The organism is Plantibacter sp. CFBP 13570, from assembly GCF_014841395.1.
Classification (GTDB): Bacteria; Actinomycetota; Actinomycetes; order Actinomycetales; family Microbacteriaceae; genus Plantibacter; species Plantibacter auratus.
This window is the reverse complement of sequence record NZ_JACYTW010000009.1, coordinates 1-21,594: the sequence shown is the minus strand read 5'-3', so window position 1 is coordinate 21,594 and position 21,594 is coordinate 1. Positions and strand designations below refer to the sequence as shown.

Below are 21,594 nucleotides of genomic sequence, written 5' to 3'. Positions count from 1 at the left end.
TGCGAGACGGGCAGGCGGATAGGACGTCACAATTGTGACAGTCCAGTCTAGCGATTTTCCGGGTGTGCAGGCAAGCCACGGTCGGAGAGGATGTCCCGCAGCGCTGGATCGAGCGTCGGGTGCCTGAATTGGTAGCCCGCCTGCAGCAACCGCTCCGGCATCGCCCAGCGACTCTTCAGGACCAGCTCGCTCTCGGTACGCAGGATGGACATCCCGATCTCCAGCAACCAGCGGGGTGCGGGGAGGCCGACCGGCATCCCGAGCACGTACCGCACGGTCCGCATGAATCCGCGGTTGTCGGTGGGGTTCGGGGACGTCACGTTGACGACGCCGTCGAGTTCGGGATGGCCACGGAGGAACCGGACGATGCCGACGACGTCGTCCAGATGGATCCAGCTGAACCGCTGCCGCCCGCCCGGCGTCCCGAAGCGGTGATCCGTGCCGGCGGCACGACGCGATCGGGAACGGGGCCAGTGACCGTCCAGTTGGGGTCCGCCGAGGCCGAGGCGCGCCAACCACTTGAGCGGGGTGAGTGCTCCGCCGTCGCCCAGGACGATCGCGATGCGGAGGGCGACCCGTCGTGTCCCGGGCAGCTCGTCCGCGAAGAACGCCTGCTCCCAGGCGGTCGCGACGTCGACGGAGAACCCGGAACCGATCTCACCGTCGGCCTCCGTCATCGGGCGGTCGTCGGCATGGCGGTAGATCGTGGCGGTCGACGAATTGATCCAGAGCGGCGGAGGCGCAGCGGCTGCACGCACCGCCCGCGCCAGCTCCGTCGTCGTGTCCACGCGGGACCGGAGGATCTCGGCACGATTCGACGGGGTGTAGCGACAGTTCACGCTCTTCCCGGCGAGGTTGACCAAGAGGTCCGCGCCGTCGACCAGCCGGGCGATGCCCGCGTGGTCACCCCACCGCGCGTCGGCGGCACCGCGCCCGATGACGGAGACGGTGGCGCCGTCGGCCCGGAACGACTCGACCAGACGACGCCCGATGAACCCGGACGCGCCGGCGACGACGATCCGTTCGGCCGTCATCCGAGCATCGCCGACCGCAGCGTGTCGAGCCCGACGCCACCGAGGTCCAGTGCCCGACGGTGGAAGTCCTTGATGTCGAAGGCGTCCCCGGCGCGGCGGGCCGCGTCGTCGCGGAGCTGTTCCCAGATGCGCTGGCCGATCTTGTACGACGGCGCCTGGCCGGGCCAACCGAGGTACCGGTTGACCTCGAACCGGACGAACTCCGGCGACATGTTGACGTTGCGACCCATGAAGTCGAAGGCGTACTCGGCGGTCCAGGTCCCGCTGCCGTCCGGGAGCGGCTTGCCGAGGTGCACCCCGATGTCGAGGACGACGCGGGCCGCGCGCATCCGCTGACCGTCGAGCATGCCCAGACGGTCCGCCGGGTCGTCGAGGTATCCGAGCTGCTCCATCAGGCGCTCGGCGTAGAGGGCCCAGCCCTCGGCGTGGCCGGAGGTGCCGGCGAGCTGTCGACGCCAGAGGTTGAGCGTCTTCCGGTTGACGACGGCCTGCCCGATCTGCAGGTGATGTCCTGGCACACCCTCGTGGTAGACGGTCGTGAGCTCGCGCCACGTGTCGAACTCGGTGACGCCGGCGGGGACGGACCACCACATGCGGCCAGGGCGTGAGAAGTCGTCCGTCGGACCGGTGTAGTAGATCCCGCCCTCCTGCGTCGGCGCGATCATGCACTCGAGCGCGCGGATCTCCTGCGGGATGTCGAAGTGCGTGCGCCCCAGCTCCTCGACCGCACGGTCGCTCGTCTCCTGCATCCACCGCTGAAGCGCGTCGGTGCCGTGCAGCTTGCGCGCCGGATCCTGTTCGAGGAAGGCGACCGCCTCCTCGACGGACGCGCCGGGGAGGATCTCGTTCGCGATCGCCTCCTGCTCCGACACCATGCGCGCCAGTTCCTCGATACCCCACTCGTAGCTCTCGTCGAGGTCGACCGTCGCGCCGAGGAAGCGGCGGGACTGCAGCGCGTAGAGTTCGCGGCCGATGGCGTCCTCCTGGGTTGCAGCAGGCAGCAGTTCGTGCGCGAGGAAGTCCGCCAGACGGTTGTAGGCGACGGCTGCGGCGCCGGCACCCGTCGAGAGTTCGGCGGCGAGGGACGCCGGGAGCTGGCCGTCCGCCGGACCGGCGTTGGCGGCGAAGCCGATGAAGAAGCCGTCGTCGGCGCCGGTGCGGAGGACCTGCTCGTACACCTCAGCCACCTGGCGGCGTGCCGGGGTGATCCCCCGGGCGATGCCCTCGCGCAGGGTCTCGATGTACCCGTCGACCGCGTCCGGCAACGCGCCGAGGCGGGTCCGGATGGTGCTCCAGTCCTCGACCGTCGCGGTCGGCATCAGGTCGAAGACGTCGCGCAGCTCCTGCGACGGCGACGCGATCACGTTGAGGTCGCGGTACTGGAGACCGGCCTCCGACGAGGCGAGGTCGAGTTCCAGCTCCGCCGAGAGGTCGGTCTGGGTGACGCGGTCGACAGCGTCGACCGGTGCGGCCGACCGCAGCTCGCGAAGCGTGCGCGATGCCGCTTCGATGTAGGCCTCGTGGCCGGCAGGCGAGTAATCGCCGTACCGCCCGCCGACGTCCGTGCGGCCGATGTAGGTGCCGACCTCCGGTTTCAGGTGGACGAGGGTCTCCACCCAGCTCTCGGCGATGGCGTCGATCGGTGTGCTCTGACGAGGTTCTTCGTGGGACATGACGTCGAGCCTAGTCCGCACCCGCCCGACGCCCGGGTGCGGACCCGCAGGGCGCTCAGTGGGCTGCGGCGTCCCAATCGTGGCCGCGGCCGATCTGGACCTCCAGCGGTACCGACAGCTCGGCGGCGCCGGCCATCTGCGCTCGGACGATGCGCTCCAGGGCGTCCCACTCCCCCTCGGCGACCTCGAAGATCAGTTCGTCGTGCACCTGCAGCATCATCTGCGAGCTGAGGGACTCGGACCGCAGCTCGGACTCGATGCCGATCATGGCGCGCTTCATGATGTCGGCGGCCGAACCCTGGATCGGGGCGTTCAGCGCCTGGCGTTCGGCGTTCTCCCTGACCAGTCGGTTGGGGCTCGAGAGCTCGGGGAAGAGCCTGCGACGACCGAAGATCGTCTCGGTGTAGCCGTCGAGTTTCGCCTGCTCGACGACGTTGCGCAGGTAGTCGCGGACCGCACCGAAGCGCTCGAAGTAGTCGACCATGAGCTGCTTCGCCTCAGCGCTCGAGATCCGCAGCTGCTTCGAGAGCCCGAACGCGCTCAGACCGTAGGCGAGTCCGTACGACATCGCCTTGACCTTGTTGCGCATCGCGGGGGTCACGTCCTCGGCGGCGACGCCGAAGATACGCGCGCCGACGAAGCGGTGGAGGTCCTCGCCGGACTTGAACGCCTCGATGAGGCCGGCATCGCCGGAGAGGTGCGCCATGATCCGCATCTCGATCTGCGAGTAGTCGGCGGTCAGTAGGGTCTCGTACCCGGAGCCGGCTTGGAAGGCGGCGCGGATGCGGCGTCCTTCCTCGGTGCGCACGGGGATGTTCTGCAGGTTCGGGTCGGTCGAGGAGATTCGACCGGTGCTGGTCCCGATCTGCACGTACGTCGTGTGGATACGGCCGTCGGGCGTGATCGCCTTGTCGAGCGTCTCCACGATCTGGCGGAGCTTCGTCGCATCGCGGTGCTCGAGCAGGAGCCCGAGGAACGGGTGCGGGCTCTTCTCCTGGAGATCGGCCAGGGCGCCGGCGTCGGTCGAGAAGCCCGTCTTGTTGGCGCGTGTCTTCGGCATGGCGAGCTGGTCGAAGAGGACCTCCTGCAGCTGCTTCGGTGATCCGAGGTTGACCTCGCGGCCGATCTCCGCATACGCGTTGCTCGCGAGCTCCGCCGCCCGGTTCCCGAGCTGCTCGGACAGGCCGCTCAGGATGTCGTGGTCGACCGTCACCCCGGTCAGCTCCATGTGGGCCAGCACCTGGAGGACCGGCAGTTCCATGTCGAGCAGCACGCCGAGCGACCCTGCGTCGAGTGCCGTGCGGGTGGCCTCGGCGACCCGGAGGGCGTACCAGGCGGTACCGCCGGCGCCGACGGGGTCGGTCTCTGGGACGAGCTGGTTCGGGTCGGCGACGGGCATCGACTCGTCGAGATAGCGGGTGATGAGGTCGGCGATGGTCTTGTCGCCGCCGCTCGGACGCAGGAGCCAGCCGGCGACCGCGGTGTCGTAGCCGAGACCGTCGACCGTCAGGCCGGCACGCGTGACCGCCTGGAGCTGCGGCTTGGCGTCGTGCATGATCTTCGGGGCGTCGCTCGCCAACCACGCTTCGAGCGGCGCGTAGTCGGCTTCACCGGGACGCCAGGCGAGCGAGACGATCTCCGTGGGGGTCGCGAGGCCGGCTGCGACCGGGAGGCCACCGTCGAGGTCGAGGTGGAGACCGATCCCGGCGGGATGTGCGGCGACGGCACGGGTGATCCACGCCTCGAGCTCTTCGTCGAGCAGCTCCTTCTGCGGTGGCATGACCACGCCGCCCGCCTGCGGTGCGGACACATCCGTGTTGGCCTCGAGCCCGTCGAGTTTGAGGACCCGATCGAGCAGCGTGCGGAACTCGAGCCGCCCGAAGACGGCCGCCACCGCGTCCGCGTCGATCGGTCGGCGTTCGAGGTCCTTCGGTCCGACGGGCAGTTCGACATCGGTGAGGAGCCGGTTGAGGCGGCGGTTGCGGACCGCGTTCTCCTTGTGCTCGCGGAGGCTCTCCCCCACCTTGCCGGTGATCTCGTCGGCGCGCTCGAGGATCTGCTCGAGGGAACCGAACTGGTTGAGCCACTTCACGGCGGTCTTCTCGCCGACCTTCGGGATGCCCGGGAGGTTGTCGCTCGTCTCGCCGACGAGTGCCGCGATCTCCGGGTACTGCTCCGGGCGGATGCCGTAGCGCTCGAAGACCTTGGCGCCGTCGTACCGGGTGAGCGCGGAGACGCCCTGGCTCGACGGGTACAGCAGAGTGACGTCGTCTGTGACGAGCTGGATGGTGTCGCGGTCGCCGGAGACGACGAGCACGCGGAAGCCGTCCTCAGCGCCCTGCTTGGCGAGGGTGGCGAGGATGTCGTCGGCCTCGTAGTCCTCCTTGCTGATCGTCGTGATGTTCATCGCCTTGAGCGCCTCTTCGAGCAGCGGCACCTGCCCCTTGAACTCGGGCGGGGTCTCACCGCGCGTGCCCTTGTACTCGGGGTACTCGCGGGTGCGGAAGGAACGGCGCGAGATGTCGAACGCCACGGCGATGTGGCTCGGGTTCTCGTTCTTGAGCAGGCTGATCAGCATGGAGATGAAGCCGTGGATGGCGTTCGTGTGCTGACCGTCGCGGGTTTGGAAGCTGTCGACCGGCAGGGCGTAGAACGCCCGGAACGCGAGCGAGTGGCCGTCGACGACGAGGAGGGTAGGCTTTTCTGATTCCGACACGCGCCCAGCCTACAAGCCGGTGCCGACACGGCTCAGGCCCGATCCGAAGGTGGACATGACGAACGAGACCGACGACGCACTCGAGTTCCTGCGGACGAGGGGCAGTGGCGCACTCGCCGCCAAGATGGGCATCGAGTTCACCGAGTTCACGGTGCAGCGATCCGTCGCCACCATGCCCGTCGAGGGCAACACCCAACCCGCGATGCTGCTGCACGGTGGGGCGTACGTCGTGCTCGGCGAGTCCCTCGGCTCGATGGCCGCCAACCTCTTCGCGGGCCCGGGCAAACTCGCGGTCGGCATCGACATCAACGCGACGCACACCAGGTCCGCCACCGAGGGCCTCGTGACGGGTGTCTGCACCCCGATCCACCTCGGTCGCTCGCTCACCGTGCACGAGATCGCCGTCAGCGACGAGCAGGGACGACGGTGCTCCACGATCCGCATCACGAACCTCATCAAGGACGCACCGACCGGCTGACGAGCCCGGCACCGGACACAGCAGAGCGGCCCGCCCCCGAGGGGACGGGCCGCTCTTGCGACGAGGGAGGAGCGCTACTTCTTGGCGCTGAGCTGCTCGATGATGGCCTGCGCGACATCGTGCATGGTGAGGCGGCGGTCCATGGAGGCCTTCTGGATCCAGCGGAACGCCTCGGGCTCGGTGAGGCCCATCTTCTCGTTGAGGAGGCCCTTCGCCCGGTCGACGAGCTTGCGGGTCTCGAAGCGCTCGACCATGTCGGCGACCTCGGCCTCGAGGGTGATGATCTGCTGGTAGCGCGAGAGGGCGATCTCGATCGCGGGAAGGAGGTCGTTCGGCGTGAACGGCTTCACGACGTAGGCGAGGGCGCCTGCCTCGCTCGCCCGCTCGACGAGCTCCTTCTGGCTGAAGGCCGTGAGGAGGACCACCGGGGCGATGTGCGCCTTACCGATGCGCTCGGCCGCGGAGATGCCGTCGAGCTGAGGCATCTTGACGTCCATGATCACGAGATCCGGACGGAGTTCCGTCGCGAGGGCGACAGCGGTCTCGCCGTCGCCGGCCTCGCCGACGACCTCGAAACCGTTGTCGCGGAGGATCTCGACGATGTCGAGGCGGATGAGGGATTCGTCCTCAGCGACGACGACGCGCCGTGGGGCTGCGGGAGGGGTCTCTTGCTCGGTCACCCTCAAATCCTACGGTACTCTGATGCAGGTTGCTGTTCGCCGTGCGGCGGACGCGCCGGTGTGGCGGAATGGCAGACGCGGAGCACTCAAAATGCTTTGTCGAAAGACGTGTGGGTTCGAGTCCCACCACCGGTACCGCGATGAGTGGGAAAGCCCTCCGGGCGCACTCAACATGCTTTGTCGAAAGACGTGTGGGTTCGAGTCCCACCACCGGTACTCTCTTCATCCATTTCAGGCCCGGACTCAGGCTCCGGACTCAGCCCGTCCAGGCTCCGATGACTCGTGAACCGCGCCCGATCGTCAAGCCCCTGCGGGAGGTGTCGGCGACGCCGTAGCGTACCGTCGAGAGCACGGCGTACCTCACGTCGTCCGACACGATGGGACCCGACACCATGACCGCAGAGCACACCGACCCGCGCCAGGACGTCCACGACGCCAGCACCGACGACCGGCTCCAGGGCATCCTGGTGCAGGTCGCAGCAGACCGGTCCCTCACCCCGGACCTCGACGTCCGGGCAGCGCTGGCGGACCGTCTCAGCGACCAGGGCATCGACGTCGACGCCGCTGAGCTCGACCGTCTCGTCGGCTCACTGCCGGGTCAGCCCGGCGAAGAGCCCGGACCGTTCCTCACGGACGGCGCGACCTCGGCTGACGGCGCGAACTGATCAGAAGCCGCGCTCGACGGCGGCGGCCGGACCGTCGGCCTCCGTCGTCAGCTCCGGTCCGCCGACGGCGTCGCCCGTCCAGGTGTCGACCCGCCAACCGGTCGTCGTGTCCCCGTCGACGATGATGACGCCCGTGTTCGTGATGGGGTGCGTGCCGATGAAGTGTCCGTCGACGTTCGCCCCGCGCAGCCCGAGCCAGGACCGGAGCATCGCTCCGTGGCTCACGACCACCACGCTCTCCAGTCCGAAGCCCTCGAGCTCCTCGATCACGGCGTCGAAGCGCGCGAACACCTCGTGGCCGTCCTCGCCGCCCGGCATCCGGGTGTCGAGGTCGCCCATCGCCCACGCCACGATGGTGTCGATGTAGACCTGGACGGCCTCGGACGACCCGAGCATCTCGTTGTCGCCGGCGCTGATCTCCCGGAGTCCGTCACGGACGATCACGGGAAGCCCACTGACTTCGGCGACGGGTGCGGCGGTCTGTTGCGCCCGCACCGCGGTGGAGGCGTAGACCGCGTCGATCCGCTCCCCCACGAGCGCTTTGGGGAGGGCGGCCGCCTGCGTCTCGCCGAGTTCGGTGAGGACGGCCCCGGGGATCGCGGTGTCGAGCAGGCCGGCGACGTTGGACGAGGTCTGACCGTGTCTGATGAGGATGAGGCGCATACCTCCAGGGTAGGCGAGCGACCGGACGGCGGTCATCTCCCGGTGCGGAGTGTGCCGGGATCAGCTGCGCGGGGTCCACTGCGGTTCGGCGCTCCCCAGGACCGCCGCCGGGGACGCGTGGTCGTCGAAGGCGCTGAGCGCGGGGCGGGCCGTCGTCACCGCACCGTGGGTCACCAGGCACCGCGCTCCCGGGAGATCGGACGGCGGGCGTTCCCCGGATCGTGGCAGTCGCTGGAGCGCCGCACCGACGCGCGCGAGCGACACCGACGACCGGCCGGCATCACCGCCGCCGACCACCGCCGCCACGTCGTCGACGATGGCCGCCGCCAGCAGGTATCCCGCGCTGTGGTCGAGCGCCTGAGCCGGCAGGGCACCCGGGGCGCCGTCCTCCCCTTCGACCAGCGCGATGCCCGTGGCGGCCTGGACCAGGCTGTCGAAACCGCGTCGATCACCCCAGGGCCCCGTCGTACCCCAGGCGTCGACGGAGCCGGTGACCAGACCGTCGCGACCTCGCAGACCGAGGCGCTCGAGGGCGTGTGGCCGGTACCCCGTCACCAGGATGTCGGCCTCGTCGCTCAGCGTCTGCAGTGTCGCGAGGCCGCGCGGTGTCGACGCGTCGAGGGTCGCCGTCCGCTTCCCCTGGCCGCTGTCGGTGTGCTGCCACGGGATCTCGGGGACCTGCGGTGGATCCACGCGCAGGACGTCCGCGCCGAGGAGCGCGAGGGTCCTCGTGGACACCGGACCGGCGATCACCCGCGTCAGGTCGAGGACGCGGAGGCCGCGCAAGGGGTGTCTCCTCGTCGGCCGCACCCACGAGGCGATCGCCGAGCCGACGGAGCCGCCATGACGCCTGACGAGCGGTCCATCACCGACGGCGGCCTGTGGTGTGGACGACCACTCGGCAGCGCTCCGGACGGCGACGAGGAGTGCGCCGACTCCCGCGGCCTCCGATTCCAAGTCGAGAGCCGAGCGGGAGGCGATCGCCGAGGCGAGCTCTGCGCGGGTGGCCTCGTCGCCGATCCCGAGCATGGCGCTCAGGCGGCGGCGATGGTGCGGGTAGTTCGCGTGCGTGCGCACCCAGCCGTCTGCCGCGGCGAAGAAGCCGGACAGTGGCGCGAACGCGTCCACGGCTGCTCCGTCGATCCGCAACAGGCGGTCGCTCTGGTAGGCCGCGGCGATCCGCTCGAGGTCGAGAGCCGTGTGCAACGGCTCGTACCCGAGGGCGATGCGGAGTCGGTCGGCGGCATCCTCCACGGCGCCGACGGCGACCGCGGCGAGCTCCAGGACGGCGAATCGGGAGGCCAGGAGTCCCGCCGCACCGGTCGCCTCACGGTCGACGCCTCCCGGCTCCAGGCCCACTGCGCTGCGGAGGGTGTCGTCGACGAGGACGGAACGGTTCATGGGGATCAGGCTAGACCCACGGCGTCCGGAATCGCGGTGCCACCGCACCCCCGGCGGACGACGAAGGCCGTGGTCCCCGTACGGGAGGACCACGGCCTTCGCTGCTGTCGACGACTAGAGGACGTCGCCCACCTTGTGGACGCGGATGTCGTTCGTCGTCCCGGGGATGCCGGGAGGGGAACCGGAGATGATGATGACCGGCTCACCGACGGCGGCCTTGCCCGTGGCGACGAGGACCTCGTCCACCTGGGCGACCATCTGGTCGGTGTGCGTCACGCGCTCGACGACGAAGGACTCGACGCCCCAGTTCAGCGCCATCCGACGACGGATGGCCGGGTCGGGCGTGAACGCCAGGATCGGGATCCGGTTGCGGAGACGGGCCATGCGGCGGACCGACTCCCCCGACTCCGTGAAGACGCAGAGGAACTTCGCCTCGACGAAGTCCGCCACCTCGACGGCCGCCAGCGTGATCGCTCCGGCCTGGGTGCGCGGCTTCGTGCCGAGCGGCGGAACGCGGTCGAGACCGTGGATCTCGGTCGACTCGACGATCCGGGCCATGGTCTGGACCGTGATCACCGGGTAGGCGCCGACACTCGTCTCGCCACTGAGCATGACCGCGTCAGCACCGTCGAGCACCGCGTTCGCGACGTCGGAGGTCTCCGCGCGGGTCGGGATGGGGCTGGAGATCATCGACTCGAGCATCTGCGTCGCGACGATGACCGGCTTCGCCATGCGGCGAGCGAGCTCCACCGCGCGCTTCTGCACGATCGGGACGGCCTCGAGCGGGAGCTCGACACCGAGGTCGCCACGGGCGACCATGATCGCGTCGAACGCCTCGACGATGCCCTCAAGGTTCTCGACGGCCTGCGGCTTCTCGATCTTGGCGATCACGGGGACCTTGCGGCCCTCCTCCGCCATGATCTCGTGGACACGGTCGATGTCGGCCGCGTCGCGCACGAACGAGAGGGCGATGAGGTCGGCGCCGAGACGCAGTCCCCAGCGGAGGTCCGCTTCGTCCTTCTCGCTGAGCGCGGGGACGTTGACGGCGACGCCGGGGAGGTTGATGCCCTTGTTGTTCGATACCGGGCCGGCGACGATGACGCGCGTGGTCACGACGGTGTCGTCCGCTTCAACGACCTCGACCTTGACCTTGCCGTCGTCGATCAGGAGGAAGTCGCCCGGCTTGACGTCCTGGGGCAGGCCCTTGAACGTCGTCGAGGAGATCTCCTTGGTGCCGAGGATGTCCTCGGTCGTGATCTTGAAGATGTCGCCGACGGCGAGGTCGTACGGGCCGCCCTCGAACTTGCCGAGGCGGATCTTCGGGCCCTGCAGGTCGACGAGGACGGCGACGGCACGGCCGGAGTCCTCGGTGGCCTTGCGCACGTTGGCGTAGATGGCCTCGTGCACGTCGTAGCTGCCGTGGCTCAGGTTCATCCGGGTGACATCGACCCCCGCATCGATGATGGCCCGGATGTTCTCATAGCTGGAGACTGCAGGCCCCAGCGTTGCGACGATCTTGGCTCGTCTCATGTGTGTGTGTTCTCCATGATTTCTGCGCGCGAGGCGCTTCGGTACTCACTGCTCGGCATGATGCGTCCGACGCTTGTCGTCCGCTTGAAAGCCTAGAGGGAGATGGGCTGGTCCGTGGGACGGACCGGGAAGGGAAGCTGGGTCTCGCCCTCGAGGTACTGGTCGACGGCCGCCGCCGCAGCGCGGCCCTCGGCGATCGCCCACACGATGAGGGACTGGCCACGACCGGCGTCGCCCGCGACGAACACGCCGGGCTGGTTGGTCTGGTAGTCGTGCTCCCGTGCCACGTTGCCGCGCCCCGTGAAGGGAAGCTGGAACTGCGACTCGAGGGTCTCGCCCTCCGGGCCCGTGAATCCGAGCGCGAGGAGGACGAGGTCGGCCGGGATCTCCCGTTCGGTGCCGCTCTTCGGCACGCGACGGCCGTCGACGAACTCCGTCTCGGCCACGCGGATCGCCCGCACCTCGCCGGCCTCGTTGGAGAGGAACTCGACGGTCGACACCAGGTACTCGCGGTTGCCGCCCTCTTCGTGCGCACTCGCGACCTCGAAGAGCGTCGGCATCATGGGCCACGGCTGGTGCTCGGGCCGCTCCCCCGCCGGCTGCGTGCCGATGGCGAGGTTCGTGACGGAAGCGGCACCCTGACGGTGCGCCGTGCCGATGCAGTCGGCACCGGTGTCGCCGCCGCCGAGGACCACCACGTGCTTGTCCTCCGCCGTGATCTGGTCGGAGACCATGTCGCCGGCGCCGACGCGGTTGGCCTGCACGAGGTACTCCATCGCGAAGTGGACCCCGGAGAAGTCACGACCGGGGATCGGGAGGTCGCGCGGCACCATGGCACCGGTGGCGATGACGACGGCGTCGTAGCGGGCGCGAAGCTCGTCCCAGCTGATGTCGACCCCGATGTTCACACCGGCGCGGAACCGCGTGCCCTCGTCCTGCATCTGCTTCAGCCGGATGTCGAGGTGCTTCTTCTCCATCTTGAAGTCGGGGATGCCGTAGCGCAGCAGACCACCGATGCGGTCGTCGCGCTCGTAGACCGCGACCGTGTGCCCCGCACGCGTCAGCTGCTGGGCCGCGGCGAGGCCGGCCGGACCGGAACCGACGACGGCGACCGTCTTGCCCGTCAGCCGCTCCGGCGGGTGGGACTCGACCCAACCGTTGGCGAACGCCTGGTCGATGATCGACACCTCGACCTGCTTGATGGTCACGGCGGGCTGGTTGATGCCCAGTACGCACGAACTCTCGCACGGCGCCGGGCAGAGACGACCCGTGAACTCCGGGAAGTTGTTCGTGGCGTGCAGCCGCTCGATGGCCGAGCGTCCCTCGCCTCGCCACATGAGGTCGTTCCACTCCGGGATGAGGTTGCCCAGCGGGCAGCCCTGATGGCAGAACGGGATGCCGCAGTCCATGCAGCGACCAGCCTGCTTGCGGACGGTCGCGGGGTCGCTCTGCTCGTAGACCTCTTTCCAGTCCATGATGCGGACCGGCACAGGCCGGCGCTTCGGGAGCTCGCGCTCCGGTACCTTCAGGAATCCCTTGGGATCAGCCACCGGTCACCTCCAGGATTCGGTTCCATACGATGTCGCCGTCGGGGTCGAGCCCCTCGTCGAGTGCGGTCTGTCGGGTCGCCAGGACTGCCGCGTAGTCACGCGGCAGGACCTTGACGAAGCGGGCGAGTGAGTCCTCGATGTCGGCGAGCAGGCGCCCGGCCAGCGGAGAACCGGTCTCCACGACGTGCCGCTCGAGGAGGTCGCGGACGATCTCGGCGTCGGCACTGTCGAGTTCGGACAGGGTGAGCTCCCCCGATGCGAGGGAGTCGCGGTTGACCTGGTCGCGTTCGAGGTCGAACACGTAGGCCGTGCCGCCGGACATGCCCGCGCCGAGGTTCCGGCCGGTCTGACCCAGGATGACGGCGAGACCACCCGTCATGTACTCGAGCGCGTGGTCACCGACGCCTTCGACGACCGCCGTGGCGCCGGAGTTGCGCACCAGGAACCGCTCGCCGACGATCCCGCTCAGGAACATGGTGCCCTGGGTCGCGCCGTATCCGATGACGTTGCCGGCGATCACGTTCTCCTCGGGCGCGAAGGCTGCGCGCTCGGATGGCCGGACGACGATCTGTCCACCGGACAGGCCCTTGCCGACGTAGTCGTTCGAGTCGCCGATGAGCCGCAGGGCGATGCCGCCGGGGAGGAAGGCACCGAAGGACTGCCCGGCCGAGCCGCGCAGGGTGATGTCGATGCTCCCTGCCGGGAGCCCGTTCTCGCCGTGCCGCCGGGTGACCTCGTGGCCGAGCATGGTGCCGACCGCCCGCTCCGTGTTGCGGATGGGCAGGTCGACCGAGAAGTGGCCGCCGTGTTCGAGCACGTCCGAGGCGGCCGTGATGAGCTGCTGGTCGAAGTGCTTCTCGAGCTCGTGCTCCTGCGGCCGGCGGTTGATCCGCGGCTCGTCGTCGGCGAAGACGGGACCCACGAGGACCGGGGCGAGGTCGAGCCCGGACGCCTTCCAGTGGTCGATCGCTCGGTCGGCGTCGATCAGTTCGTTGTGGCCGATCGCCTCCTCGAGCGTCCGGAACCCGAGCTCGGCGAGGTACTCGCGCACCTCCTGGGCGATGAACTCGAAGAAGTTCACGACGAACTCCGGCTTGCCGGTGAACCGCTCGCGCAGCACCGGGTTCTGCGTCGCGACGCCGACCGGGCAGGTGTCGAGGTGGCACACGCGCATCATGACGCACCCGGAGACGACGAGCGGTGCCGTCGCGAAGCCGAACTCCTCGGCGCCGAGCAGGGCGCCGATGACGACGTCGCGTCCGGTCTTCATCTGACCGTCGACCTGCACCACGACGCGGTCGCGCATGTTGTTGAGCATGAGCGTCTGCTGCGTCTCAGCGAGACCCAGCTCCCACGGCGTCCCGGCGTGCTTCAGGGAGTTCAACGGGCTCGCGCCAGTTCCGCCGTCGTGACCCGAGACCAGGATCACGTCCGAGAGCGCCTTCGCGACGCCCGCGGCCACCGCACCGATGCCGGACTGGCTCACCAGCTTGGTGTGGATCCGGGCCTTCGGGTTCGCACGCTTCAGGTCGAAGATGAGCTGCTTGAGGTCTTCGATGGAGTAGATGTCGTGGTGCGGCGGCGGCGAGATGAGGCCGACGCCCGCCGTGGCGTGCCGCGTCCGCGCCACCCACGGGTACACCTTCGTCGGCGGCAACTGCCCGCCCTCGCCGGGCTTCGCACCCTGGGCGAGCTTGATCTGGATGTCGTCGGCGTGCGTCAGGTACATGCTCGTCACGCCGAACCGGCCGGAGGCGACCTGCTTGATCGCGCTGCGGCGCGTCGGGTCGAGGAGCCGGTCGACGTCCTCGCCGCCCTCACCCGTGTTCGACTTGGCACCGATGCTGTTCATCGCGATCGCCAGCGTCTCGTGGGCCTCGCGCGAGATGGAACCGTAGCTCATCGCCCCGGTCGAGAACCGCTTCACGATCGACGCGACCGACTCGACCTCGTCGAGCGGGACGGGCGGGCGGGCACCGGCGCGGAGCGTGAACATCCCGCGGAGCGTCATGAGCTGCGCCGCCTGGGAATCGACCATGTGGGTGTACTCGCGGAAGATGTCGTACCGGCGCGTCTTGGTCGCGTGTTGGAGCTTGAAGACCGTCTCCGGGTTGAAGAGGTGCGGCGAACCGTCGCGACGCCACTGGTACTCGCCGCCCGACTGCAGGCGCTCGTGGGCCGTCGATGCGGCGTCCTCGGGGTAGGCGTACCGGTGACGCTTCGCGTTCTCCTCGGCGATCACCTCGATGCCGACACCGCCGAGCTTCGTCTCCGTACCGGTGAAGTAGCTGTCGACGAGCTGCTGGCTCAGGCCGACGGCCTCGAAGGCCTGTGCTCCGGCGTAGGAGGACACCGTGGAGATCCCCATCTTCGACATGATCTTGAGCACGCCCTTGCCGAGCGCCTTGATGACGTTCTTGACGGCCTGCTCGCGGGTGACGCCCTGGATGAGACCGCTGCGGACGAGGTCCTCGCAGCTCTCCATGGCCAGGTACGGGTTGATCGCGGAGGCGCCGTAGCCGATGAGCAGCGCGACGTGGTGGACCTCGCGCACGTCGCCGGCCTCGACGACGAGCCCGACCTTCATCCGGTTCTCGGCGCGGATCAGGTGGTGGTGCACGGCGGCGAGCGAGAGCAGCGACGGGATCGGCGCGAGGTCGGAGTTCGAGTCACGATCGCTCAGGACGATGAACTCCGAGCCGGCGAGGATCGCCTGGTCGACCTCGTCGCACATCTCGCGCAGGCGCGTCTCGAGTCCGGCCGAGCCGTCCTCGACGCGGTACAGCGCCTTGACGGTCGTCGTCAGTGGGCTCGCCGGGTTCGGGTCGATGTGCTGGATCTTGGCGAGCTCGTCGTTGTCGATGACCGGGAAGTCGAGGACGACCTGCCTGGCGTGCTCGGGGCCCCACGAGAGGAGGTTGCGCTCCGGGCCGAGCCCGAGCTTCAGCGAGGTGACGACCTCCTCGCGGATCGAGTCGAGCGGCGGGTTGGTGACCTGGGCGAACTGCTGCACGAAGTAGTCGAAGAGGAGCCGAGGGCGGTCGGAGAGCACCGCGATCGGGGTGTCCGACCCCATCGCGCCGAGCGGCTCCGCACCGTTCTGCCCCATGGGCTGCAGGAGGATGCGCACCTCCTCCTCGGTGTATCCGAAGGTCCGCTGGCGGCGGGTGACGGATGCCGGCGTGTGCACGATGTGCTCGCGCTCCGGCAGGTCGCTCAGGTTGATGCGTCCGGCGTCGAGCCAGTCGCCCCAGGGTGCCGAAGCCGAGAGCTCGTCCTTGATCTCGTCGTCCTCGATGATCCGCCCGGCCTCGGTGTCGACAAGGAACATCTTTCCGGGGCGCAGGCGGCCCTTGCGCTTGACCCGGCTCGGGTCGACGTCGAGGACGCCGATCTCGCTACCCAGGACGACGAGGCCGTCGGTCGTCTCCAGCCAGCGACCGGGACGCAGGCCGTTCCGGTCCAGGGTCGCGCCGACGAGTGAGCCGTCCGTGAAGGTGAGGGCGGCCGGACCGTCCCACGGTTCCATCTGCATGGAGTTGAACTCGTAGAAGTCGCGTCGCTCCTGCGACAGCCCGGTCTGCTTCTCCCAGGCCTCGGGCACCATCATCATCATGGCGTGCGGGAGGGACCGTCCGGTCAGCGTCAGCAGCTCCAGGACCTCGTCGAACGAGGCGGAGTCACTCGCTCCGGGCGTGATGATGGGGAGCAGCGGGCGGATGTCGCCGATGAGCTCGGACTCGAGCTGCGACTGCCGCGCGCGCATCCAGTTGCGGTTGCCCTCGACGGTGTTGATCTCGCCGTTGTGTGCCATCATGCGCAGCGGCTGGGCGAGCGGCCAGGACGGGAACGTGTTGGTGGAGTACCGCGAGTGGACGATGGCGAGTTTGGTCGCGAACCGCTCGTCGGACAGGTCGGGGTAGAACGGTTCGAGCTGGAGTGTCGTGACCATGCCCTTGTAGACGAGCGTGCGGCTCGACAGGGAGATGAAGTACGCCCCGAGCTCGCGCTCCGCCCGCTTCCGGAGCCGGAAGGCGAGTCGGTCGAGGGCGATCCCGGTCGGCGTCGAGGTGCTGGACCCGGTGACGAACAGTTGCTCGAACGCCGGCATGGCCGCACGGGCGAGCTTCCCCAGCTCGTCGGGGTCGACCGGCACCTCGCGCCAGCCGAGGACGGTGAGTTCCTCCTCGGCGGCGATCGAGGCGATGCGCGTCTGGAGCTGTGCGCGCTCGGAGGCGTCGGTGGGCAGGAAGGCGATGCCCACGGCGTACGCACCGAGCGGCGGCAGGTCGAATCCGGCGACGCCGCGCAGGAAGGCGTCGGGCATCTGGGTGAGGATGCCAGCGCCGTCGCCGGTCCCGGCGTCGGATCCGATCGCGCCGCGGTGCTCCAGGTTGCGGAGCGAACCGAGCGCCGCGTCGATGATGCTGTGCGAGGCCTCGCCCGTCAGGGTCGCGACCATCGCCAGGCCACAGGCGTCCTTCTCGTTCGCCGGGTCGTACATGCCCTGCTTGGGCGGAACCGAGCTGAACGAAGCGTACGGTGCATGCGCCATGGAATTACCGTCCTCACGAAAGGGGATCAGAAGGGGGACGTCGCTGGCCCTGGGACGAAACGGGTGATGGATCCCCTGCTGAGCCGGGATCCACCGGGCCGACGAGGGTGCGTTCAGCCTAGGAGCGAGAGCCGGTCTTGCTTGTGGCGACCGTGGCTTCGGACGACGGAGTGGATGACGCAGTGCGGTCTGATCCGTCGGCATCGTCGTCGGCGGAGGCACTGCGCAGCCCCAGGTTCTCCGCGTCGGTGTCGTAGTAGTCTACCGCAGCCTTCGGATCGGCCCAGGAACGGCCGGGGACGTACGGCGACGGCTCGGCACCCGTGTGGCGACGCGACTGGATGACGATGATCGCGAGTCCGACGACGATCGCGAGGATCGCGGCCCAGACGTTGGCGCGGATGCCGAAGAGGTACTCGCTCGGGTCGATCCGGATGGTCTCCCAGACCGTGCGACCGGCGCCGTACCAGATGAGGTAGACACCGAACAGGCGGCCCCACTGCGGGTTGAAGCGGTGTCCGATCCAGAGGATGACGGCCACCCCCAGCAGGTTCCAGATGATCTCGTACAGGAACGTGGGGTGGAACAGCGTGCCGGCGGGCAGACCGATCGGGAACGCGGGGTTGCTGGCCTCGATCTCGAGGCCCCAGGGCAGGTCCGTGGGGAGCCCGTAGAGCTCGTGGTTGAAGTAATTGCCGAGGCGACCGAACGCCTGGGCGAGCAGCAGGCCGGGCGCGAGGGCGTCGGCGAAGGTCCAGAACCGGATCCCGGTCATGCGGCAGCCGATGTAGGCGCCGACCGCTCCACCGATGAGCGAACCGAAGATCGCGATGCCGCCCTCCCAGATGTAGAGCGTCCGCAGGAGGTCGGCACCCGGGTAGAAGTAGTCGCCGGGGTGGGTCAGGACGTGGAAGATCCGCGCACCGATGATCCCCAAGGGGATGGCCCACAGGATGATGTCGAGCACGATGCCCGGCTCGGCACCGCGCTTCGTCAGCCGGCGGGAGGTGAGGATGGTGGCGGCGATGATCCCGGCGATGATGCAGAGCGCGTACATGTGCACCGTGAACGGGCCCACGCTGAAGGTCGCGATGTCCGGGTTCGGGCTCGGGATGCTGAGGGGTGCAATCACTGCAGTGGTCGCCTTTCGTTACGAACTCTGATCGAGTGTACGGCTTTCAGCATCGCGGACGTGGTGAGGATACCCTCAGCGGGCGGTGCCGGCCGCGAGTGAACGGGCGACCTCGGTGATCGCCGGGACGCCGCCGTCGGCGAGAGCCTTGACGAAGACGGAGCCGACGATGGCTCCGTCGGCGTACTCGAGGACCGAGCGGACCTGCTCCGCGGTCGAGATGCCGATGCCGACGCACGCGTGCTGTGCCCCCGCCGTGCGGAGACGACCGACGAGGGTCTTCGCGGCCGCGTCGAGGTCCTGCCGGGCACCGGTGATGCCCATCGTGGAGACGGTGTACACGAAGCCGCGGGAGCGCTCGGTCACGAGCGACAGGCGCTCGTCGCTCGAGGTCGGTGCTGCGAGGAAGACCCGGTCGAGACCGTGGCGTTCACTGGCGTCCAGCCAGTCCGCCGCGGCGTCGGGGGTGATGTCGGGGGTGATGAGCCCGGCTCCGCCGGCCGAGGCGAGGTCGGAGGCGAAGCGCTCGACGCCGTACTGCAGCACCGGGTTCCAGTACGTCATGACGAGGATCGGGACGTCCACGGCGGCGCGGATGGCGCTGATCGCCGTGAAGACGTCGCGCAACCGGAACCCCTCCGCGAGGGCGGTCATGGTCGCAGCCTGGATGACCGCTCCGTCCATCACGGGGTCGGAGTAGGGCACGCCGAGCTCGAGGACGTCGACGCCGTTCTGCGCGAGCGCGATGGCGGCGTCGATACTCGTCTGGAGGTCGGGGAACCCGACGGGGAGGTACCCGATGAGGGCGCCGCGGCGGTCGACGGCGGCGGCGTCGATCGCCGAGGCGACCGGTGAGACCGTCGTGTGGTCGGTGGCCGGGGCGGTCATGCGTTCCGCCCGGCTTCGTCGAGGAGTCCGAAGTAGGTGGCAGCCGTCTCGACGTCCTTGTCTCCGCGCCCGGAGAGGTTGATCAGGATGGTCGCCTCGGGGCCCAGCTCCTTGCCGAGGACGATGGCCCCGGCAAGTGCGTGGGCGGACTCGATCGCCGGGATGATCCCCTCGGTGCGGCTCAGGAGCCGGAAGGCCTCCATCGCCTCGGCGTCCGTCGCGGGGACGTACGTCGCCCGCCCGGTGTCGGCGAGCCAGGCGTGCTCCGGTCCGACGCCCGGGTAGTCGAGGCCGGCGGAGATGGAATGGGACTCGACGGTCTGGCCGTCGTCGTCCTGCAGGACGAAGGTGCGGGCACCGTGCAGGACACCCGGACGACCGCGGCCGATGGACGCGGCGTGCCGAGGGGTGTCGACGCCGTCGCCGGCAGCCTCCACTCCGTAGAGCGCGACGTCCGCGTCGTCGAGGAAGGCGTGGAAGATACCGATGGCGTTGGAGCCGCCACCGACGCAGGCGACGACCGCGTCGGGAAGTGAACCGTTCAGCTCGAGGAGCTGTGCGCGGGCCTCTTCTCCGATGATCTTCTGGAAGTCGCGGACCATGACCGGGAACGGGTGTGGGCCCGCCGCGGTGCCGAAGATGTAGTTCGTGGTCTCGACCGACGCGACCCAGTCGCGGTACGCCTCGTTGATGGCGTCCTTCAGGGTCCGCGACCCCGTCGTGACGGGGATCACGGTCGCGCCGAGGAGCCGCATGCGGGCGACGTTGAGCGCCTGGCGCTCGGTGTCGACCTCGCCCATGTAGATGGTGCAGTCGAGGCCGAAGAGTGCGGCCGCCGTGGCCGTGGCCACACCGTGCTGACCGGCCCCCGTCTCGGCGATGACGCGGGTCTTGCCGATGCGCTTCGTGAGGAGCGCCTGGCCCAGGACGTTGTTGATCTTGTGCGAGCCGGTGTGGTTGAGGTCCTCGCGCTTGAGGAAGATGCGCGCACCACCGGCCGATGCGGCGAAGCGTGGCACCTCGGTGATGATCGACGGGCGGCCGGCGTAGTCGCGGAGCAGCGTGGTCAGCTCGGCCTGGAAGCTCTCGTCGGCCTTGGCGGCCTCGTAGGCCGTCGCGAGTTCGTCGACCGCGGCGATGAGCGCCTCCGGCATGTAGCGTCCGCCGAAGTCACCGAAGAACGGACCGGCTTCGTCTCGGAGGTGCGTCGGTTCCGCGTGGGCGGGGGTGGCTGGTGACATGGTCATGCGGTGGCTCCCAGGAACTGTTCGAGGGTGGCGACGGGGTCGCCGGTGACGAGCGCCTCGCCGACCAGGACGACGTCGGCGCCGTCACGTCGGTAGGCGGCGACGTCGGCGGCGCGGAGCACAGCGGACTCGGCCACCTTGACGGCGTCGGCGGGGAAACGGTCGGTCAACGATCCGAAGAGGTGTTGGTCGAGTTCGAAGGTGCTGAGGTTCCGCGCGTTGACACCGATGAGCCGCGCGCCGATGTCGCTCGCTCTGGCCAGCTCGTCGGCGGAATGGGTCTCGACCAGCGGGGTCATGCCGAGCTGCACGACGAGTTCATGCAGCGACGACAGGGTGGCCTGATCGAGTCCGGCGACGATCAGGAGGACCAGGTCGGCGCCGGATGCCCGGGCTTCGAACACCTGGTACGGCAAGGAGATGAAATCCTTGCGCAGGACCGGGATGCGGATCGCGGCACGGACGGCCTCGAGGTCCTGCAGCGAACCGCCGAACTTCCGGCCCTCGGTCAGCACGCTGACCGCGCTGGCACCACCCTGCTCGTAGAGCGAGGCGAGGAGCGCCGGGTCGGGGATGTCGGCCAGCGCGCCGCGGGACGGACTGGACCGCTTGACCTCGGCGATGATCTTGACCTGGTCGGCCGGGGCGAGCGCAGCGAGGGCGTCGATGGCCGGAGGGGCGTCGACAGCAGCGGCTTCGACGACTGCAGCCGGACGGCCCGCGAGGCGCCCGAGAGCGTCCTCCTTCGCGCCGGCCATCAGGTCGGCGAGCATGTTCAGTGCTCTTTCGCCACGGTCTTGGACCCGCCGACGCCGTAACCCGCCTTGGCGAGGACACCGCCCGTGATCCACCCGAGGAGGAGGACGCCGGCGGAGGCCCAGACGAGGACGGGCATGTCGAGCCAGAAGAAGACCGTACCGGCGGCGAACGCGACCAACATGATGATTACGGCCGTCCAGGCGGCGGGCGAGTGTCCGTGGCCGGGGTCCGAGGGGTCGGTGCTCATGGTTCTCCTTCTGTGCGAGTGCGGGTTCCAGTGTACCGGCAACCGGTGCGCGGTTCCGTGCGTGGGCCACGAGTTCCCAGGTGGCCCGGGGTGCCGTCGGGGGTCGGCGGAGCGGTCAGCGCGTCGGGTCGTCGCCGCGGCTGAGGTCGTCCCAGGCGCCCACCGGGTCGGCGCTCGGGGCCGTCTCGACCTGCGTGAACCGGACGGTCTGGTACTTCTTCGACGGACCGGGCCACCGGCGGTGGGTGAGCACGGTCGCGAGCCCGGCGAGTGCGAGCACGACGCCGAGCACCAGGGTGATCGCCGGCCAGGCGGTGAGCGTGGTCGCCGCGACGAGGTCGATGGTCGACTGGCTCCCGGCGACGCCCGTGGCCTC

The 21,594-nt window shown here is 69.3% G+C and carries 17 protein-coding genes and 1 tRNA gene; 3 read left to right on the top strand and 15 right to left on the bottom strand.

The features are described from left to right. Positions 1–47 precede the first annotated feature (47 nt). From IFT89_RS05070 to polA, 3 genes are read right to left on the bottom strand one after another with little or no spacing between them, the layout of a single operon-like run. Positions 48–1,034: an epimerase gene (locus tag IFT89_RS05070; RefSeq protein WP_202938425.1), complete on the bottom strand. Its 987-nt coding sequence runs from the start codon at positions 1,032–1,034 to the stop codon at positions 48–50. After that, entirely contained in the window at positions 1,031–2,707 is a 1,677-nt protein-coding gene (locus IFT89_RS05065; RefSeq protein ID WP_202938424.1) for a DUF885 domain-containing protein, read from the bottom strand. Before IFT89_RS05065 ends, IFT89_RS05070 begins: the two co-directional genes overlap by 4 nt. A gap of 55 nt (positions 2,708–2,762) precedes the next feature. Beyond that, positions 2,763–5,423, bottom strand: a complete 2,661-nt coding sequence (gene polA / locus IFT89_RS05060; protein WP_202938423.1) for a DNA polymerase I — start codon at positions 5,421–5,423, stop codon at positions 2,763–2,765. 55 nt (positions 5,424–5,478) lie between these two features. On the opposite strand from polA, the gene IFT89_RS05055 reads away from it, so the two are divergent. Continuing rightward, positions 5,479–5,901: a hotdog fold thioesterase gene (locus tag IFT89_RS05055; protein ID WP_137241667.1), complete on the top strand. Its 423-nt coding sequence runs from the start codon at positions 5,479–5,481 to the stop codon at positions 5,899–5,901. A 74-nt stretch (positions 5,902–5,975) separates the two neighbouring features. On the opposite strand, the gene IFT89_RS05050 is transcribed toward IFT89_RS05055, so the two are convergent. Beyond that, complete coding sequence (locus IFT89_RS05050; protein ID WP_064296913.1) at positions 5,976–6,581, bottom strand: ANTAR domain-containing response regulator; 606 nt, start codon at positions 6,579–6,581, stop codon at positions 5,976–5,978. A 54-nt stretch (positions 6,582–6,635) separates the two neighbouring features. Here IFT89_RS05050 and IFT89_RS05045 point away from each other — a divergent pair. Further along, positions 6,636–6,716 (top strand) — tRNA-Leu (locus tag IFT89_RS05045). 257 nt (positions 6,717–6,973) lie between these two features. Continuing rightward, positions 6,974–7,246, top strand: coding sequence for a hypothetical protein (locus IFT89_RS05040; protein WP_137241668.1), 273 nt, complete (start codon positions 6,974–6,976; stop codon positions 7,244–7,246). On the opposite strand, the gene IFT89_RS05035 is transcribed toward IFT89_RS05040, so the two are convergent. The 11 genes from IFT89_RS05035 to IFT89_RS04985 all read right to left on the bottom strand — a co-directional run. Then, positions 7,247–7,909, bottom strand: coding sequence for a histidine phosphatase family protein (locus IFT89_RS05035; protein ID WP_202938422.1), 663 nt, complete (start codon positions 7,907–7,909; stop codon positions 7,247–7,249). 60 nt (positions 7,910–7,969) lie between these two features. Next, a complete protein-coding gene (locus IFT89_RS05030) occupies positions 7,970–9,310 on the bottom strand; it encodes a CoA transferase (RefSeq protein WP_202938421.1) in 1,341 nt (446 codons plus the stop codon). Positions 9,311–9,424: 114 nt separating this feature from the next. After that, complete coding sequence (gene pyk / locus IFT89_RS05025) at positions 9,425–10,840, bottom strand: pyruvate kinase (protein ID WP_064296910.1); 1,416 nt, start codon at positions 10,838–10,840, stop codon at positions 9,425–9,427. 92 nt (positions 10,841–10,932) lie between these two features. Beyond that, a complete protein-coding gene (locus tag IFT89_RS05020; protein ID WP_202938420.1) occupies positions 10,933–12,390 on the bottom strand; it encodes a glutamate synthase subunit beta in 1,458 nt (485 codons plus the stop codon). Next, positions 12,383–16,945, bottom strand: coding sequence for a glutamate synthase large subunit (gltB, locus tag IFT89_RS05015; RefSeq protein ID WP_202938419.1), 4,563 nt, complete (start codon positions 16,943–16,945; stop codon positions 12,383–12,385). The genes IFT89_RS05020 and gltB overlap by 8 nt, the downstream gene beginning before the upstream one ends. A gap of 118 nt (positions 16,946–17,063) precedes the next feature. Continuing rightward, positions 17,064–18,077 (bottom strand): prolipoprotein diacylglyceryl transferase, encoded by a 1,014-nt coding sequence (lgt, locus tag IFT89_RS05010; RefSeq protein WP_079002517.1) that lies wholly within the window; start codon positions 18,075–18,077, stop codon positions 17,064–17,066. Positions 18,078–18,152: 75 nt separating this feature from the next. After that, positions 18,153–18,965: a tryptophan synthase subunit alpha gene (gene trpA / locus IFT89_RS05005; RefSeq protein ID WP_202938418.1), complete on the bottom strand. Its 813-nt coding sequence runs from the start codon at positions 18,963–18,965 to the stop codon at positions 18,153–18,155. Then, entirely contained in the window at positions 18,962–20,212 is a 1,251-nt protein-coding gene (gene trpB / locus IFT89_RS05000) for a tryptophan synthase subunit beta (protein WP_370281926.1), read from the bottom strand. The genes trpA and trpB overlap by 4 nt, the downstream gene beginning before the upstream one ends. After that, positions 20,209–20,985 carry an indole-3-glycerol phosphate synthase TrpC gene (trpC, locus tag IFT89_RS04995; RefSeq protein WP_079705941.1) on the bottom strand — a complete coding sequence of 259 codons (777 nt, stop codon included), beginning with the start codon at positions 20,983–20,985 and terminating at the stop codon, positions 20,209–20,211. The genes trpB and trpC overlap by 4 nt, the downstream gene beginning before the upstream one ends. A 2-nt stretch (positions 20,986–20,987) precedes the next feature. Next, positions 20,988–21,218 carry a DUF6704 family protein gene (locus tag IFT89_RS04990; RefSeq protein WP_079705940.1) on the bottom strand — a complete coding sequence of 77 codons (231 nt, stop codon included), beginning with the start codon at positions 21,216–21,218 and terminating at the stop codon, positions 20,988–20,990. A gap of 115 nt (positions 21,219–21,333) precedes the next feature. Continuing rightward, a partial coding sequence (locus IFT89_RS04985) for a Trp biosynthesis-associated membrane protein (RefSeq protein WP_202938417.1) occupies positions 21,334–21,594 on the bottom strand: 261 nt, incomplete at its 5' end.

Coding starts and splice junctions, on each gene's coding strand:
- IFT89_RS05070 (WP_202938425.1), bottom strand. CDS start 1,034: ATGACGGCCGAACGGATCGTCGTCGCCGGCGCGTCCGGGTTCATCGGG.
- IFT89_RS05065 (WP_202938424.1), bottom strand. CDS start 2,707: ATGTCCCACGAAGAACCTCGTCAGAGCACACCGATCGACGCCATCGCC.
- IFT89_RS05055 (WP_137241667.1), top strand. CDS start 5,479: ATGACGAACGAGACCGACGACGCACTCGAGTTCCTGCGGACGAGGGGC.
- IFT89_RS05040 (WP_137241668.1), top strand. CDS start 6,974: ATGACCGCAGAGCACACCGACCCGCGCCAGGACGTCCACGACGCCAGC.
- IFT89_RS05035 (WP_202938422.1), bottom strand. CDS start 7,909: ATGCGCCTCATCCTCATCAGACACGGTCAGACCTCGTCCAACGTCGCC.
- IFT89_RS05030 (WP_202938421.1), bottom strand. CDS start 9,310: ATGAACCGTTCCGTCCTCGTCGACGACACCCTCCGCAGCGCAGTGGGC.
- pyk (WP_064296910.1), bottom strand. CDS start 10,840: ATGAGACGAGCCAAGATCGTCGCAACGCTGGGGCCTGCAGTCTCCAGC.
- gltB (WP_202938419.1), bottom strand. CDS start 16,945: ATGGCGCATGCACCGTACGCTTCGTTCAGCTCGGTTCCGCCCAAGCAG.
- trpA (WP_202938418.1), bottom strand. CDS start 18,965: ATGACCGCCCCGGCCACCGACCACACGACGGTCTCACCGGTCGCCTCG.
- trpB (WP_370281926.1), bottom strand. CDS start 20,212: ATGACCATGTCACCAGCCACCCCCGCCCACGCGGAACCGACGCACCTC.
- trpC (WP_079705941.1), bottom strand. CDS start 20,985: ATGCTCGCCGACCTGATGGCCGGCGCGAAGGAGGACGCTCTCGGGCGC.
- IFT89_RS04990 (WP_079705940.1), bottom strand. CDS start 21,218: ATGAGCACCGACCCCTCGGACCCCGGCCACGGACACTCGCCCGCCGCC.